Source organism: Idiomarina sp. UBA4206, from assembly GCF_002383015.1.
Taxonomy (GTDB): Bacteria; Pseudomonadota; Gammaproteobacteria; order Enterobacterales; family Alteromonadaceae; genus Idiomarina; species Idiomarina abyssalis.
This window is the reverse complement of the sequence record NZ_DFTS01000027.1, coordinates 18,725-21,603: the sequence shown is the minus strand read 5'-3', so window position 1 is coordinate 21,603 and position 2,879 is coordinate 18,725. Positions and strand designations below refer to the sequence as shown.

Annotated in this window: 2 protein-coding genes; both read right to left on the bottom strand. The window is 50.8% G+C overall.

All coding sequences use genetic code 11. From position 1 onward, the window contains the following. Positions 1–231 precede the first annotated feature (231 nt). A complete protein-coding gene (locus tag B3180_RS05925) occupies positions 232–1,767 on the bottom strand; it encodes a leucyl aminopeptidase family protein (RefSeq protein WP_278358519.1) in 1,536 nt (511 codons plus the stop codon). A 15-nt stretch (positions 1,768–1,782) separates the two neighbouring features. Next, positions 1,783–2,826 carry a PepSY-associated TM helix domain-containing protein gene (locus tag B3180_RS05920; RefSeq protein WP_278358520.1) on the bottom strand — a complete coding sequence of 348 codons (1,044 nt, stop codon included), beginning with the start codon at positions 2,824–2,826 and terminating at the stop codon, positions 1,783–1,785. Positions 2,827–2,879: the final 53 nt, after the last annotated feature.

The following is a 2,879-nucleotide window of genomic DNA, read 5'->3' as shown; positions in this document are numbered from 1 at the left end:
ACCTTTGGGCGAGTTGCTGCCGGGCATCGTGCTGACTTTATTCTGTTAAAGGATAACCCTTTGGAGAATCCAGACACCTTGCGTGAGAACCTGGGGGTTATGGTGCGTGGGCAATGGCTTAGCCGTGAAGCTATTGATAAGAAAGTTGAGGAAATTCGCGCTGCTTATGCGCAGTAGCCAGAGATAAAGGCACCCATTGGCGGGTGCCTTTAATGAGAAGCATGGCGTTGCTTATTGTTCTAACTGATGAACCCATTCGGTTAACAAGCGCACTCCAAAGCCGGTTGGCCCAGCCGGGTGAATACCGGTATCTGAACTGACCATCGCGTCAGCGGCCATATCGATATGGATCCAAGGCGTATCACCGGCAAAGTGCTTAAGAAACGCTGCACCGGCCTGTGTGCCCGGAGAGCCAATGTTACGAATATCGGCCAGCGGACTGTCGATAATACCGTCATAGCCTTCTAATGGCAGTTCCCAGACTTTTTCACCTGTTACATTGCCAGCCTCAATAATGGCTGAGCGTAAGTCGTCTTCGGAGGCAAATAAAGCAGCGTAGCCCGTGCCCAATGCACCAACTTTCGAACCGGTTAAGGTCGCAATATTGGCAATGGCACGAGGTTTGAACTTGTCGTTGGCATACCAGTTACCATCGCCAAGAATCAGTCGGCCTTCTGCGTCAGTGTTAGCAATTTCTACCAAAGTACCGTCACCGGCTTTAACCACGTCCCCGGGCAGAGTTGCTGAACCAGAAATAAGGTTGTGCGACAGAGGTGCTACAGCAACCACATTGACCGGTGCTTCTTGTGCCGCCAGCGCCATAACCGCGCCAATAACGGCTCCAGCGCCGGCTTTGTCGGTTTGCATACGCAGAATAGAAGAAGAGCTGGTTTTTAAGTTATAGCCACCGGTGTCAAAGGTATTGCCTTTACCGACCAATGCGATTGGGTCGGCGTTACTGCCTTTATAGTGCGCGGCCAGCAGGTAAGAGCCGTGTTGGCTGCCCTGGCTAACGCTGTGAAGCAGGCCCATGCCCATTTCTTTAACTTGCTCAGGCGTGACGATAGTCAGCTCAATGTTTAAGTCTTTCATGGCTTCCTGAGCTAACTTCACAATGGCTTCAGGGTATCCGTCGCTGCCGGGCAGGGCGGTAATGTCGCGGGCGACAAACACGCCTTCAGCAATGGCGCGCGAGGCCAGATATTTTTTCTCTGCCATGTCAGGGCTTTTCACTAACCAATGGTAAGCCGTTTGCGGCCGCTCTTTTGGCTCGGACTGATAACGGTCAAAGCGATAGTTGCGCAAGTCGATACCATGAGCAATGTGCGAACTCAGTTCGGCGGCAATACCCGGGTTGCTAATTAGGCGTGTGTCGAAAACAACATTTTCGAGCTCAGGCTTTAAAGCGGCAGCAATAGACGCACCTAACTTCTCCGCTTCAAACCGGGAAAGTTCAGCCGGGTTACCTACGCCCGCCAGAAGCAGGTGATTGGCTTTGGTGCCCTCAGGGGCAATCACTGTTGTTAACTGTGAGGCTTCGCCTTTAAATTCCTCAATCTCTGCAGCACGACTAACGGCATTTACATCAGAGCCTGACCATTCTGGAAGCTCAACTTCAGCACCTTCTGGCACAAAAATAACGCGAGTTTTGGTGTTTTTGTTTTCATCAGAAAAGCTCGTGGACGTGTCCAGGTAGTCACTTGCCAACGCCGGCAGCGACAAAACCGAAGAAACAGCCAGAGCACTCATGACCTGTTTTAACGACATAGTGTTTTCCTTGAATTAGGTTTTCTTGAGTTGTCTGCGTTTAATATAAAACCATAACCCACTGACAGGCAAAGCGATTAAGGCCAAACCCGATAAAAGCACGATGAACAAATAAAAAGCTCCGCCAACCGAGGCTACGTGAGTCGGGTAAATCATATTCGAAACTCGATTACCGAGAGCGGTTTCTCGCTCATCAATAACCTGACTCACCGCTCCGGTTTCAGAGAACTCAATATAGTTGCGGCCGTTCGGGTGCCATTCGTTTGCGTGCTTAGCTCTAATTCGTGGGTCTTCCAGATAAAGCAAACGAGCCTCCGCCGTTGGGAGAGCTTGTTTTGCCAGCTCTAGCCGTTGTTGCCAGTTATCAGCAGTTATAGAAGGCTGTACAGGCGTTTCAATTGACTGAGTGAACGGGAGTAGGAAAATTAGCACTGATTTTACCGGAGCGGCGTACATGATTGCGGTACCGGTGATTAGCACGATAGCGATAGGAAGGAAAAGTACAGCACCAATGAACCGATGCAATTGCCATAAAGTTTGGCTACCGCGCTTAGTGAATGGATTAAAGAACCGTACAGACAAAGCGCGCCGCAAACTGCCTCTACGTGGCCACCAGCGGGTTAAGCCTGTGCCGATAAGAACTAAGCTTAAGAGGCCGAGAATTCCCAGAATGTCCTTACCCAGGTCGTTGAGTGCCAAGTGATGGTGCAGCTCAACAAGCCAGCTGATGAGATCTCCTAGATATTCTCGCTCAAGCAGCAGATTGCCGCTGGCGTCATAGTAAAAGTGTGTTTTGTCCGCATTAACCACCTCAAGCCAGGGGCGGTCAGCGGTGGGCATGAGGGCGTAGCCGTTGTCGAACTGGTCTAAAGCGGCGGCAGCGTCTGTCGTTTCAACGGGCTGTGCTAAATTGAGTTGTGGATAAAAAAGCTGCAGCAGGTCATTTTTGTAGAGTAGCAGCGAACCACTTACTGCCATCAATAAAAGCCAAAGGCTGAGCGTTAAGCCCAGCCATCGGTGCCATTGCGTTAATGTCGGCAGCTTGCGCTTAAGCGACATGGCTTACCATTGGTAATTCCAGGTAAAGCTAATGGTGCGTCCGCGACCCGTGA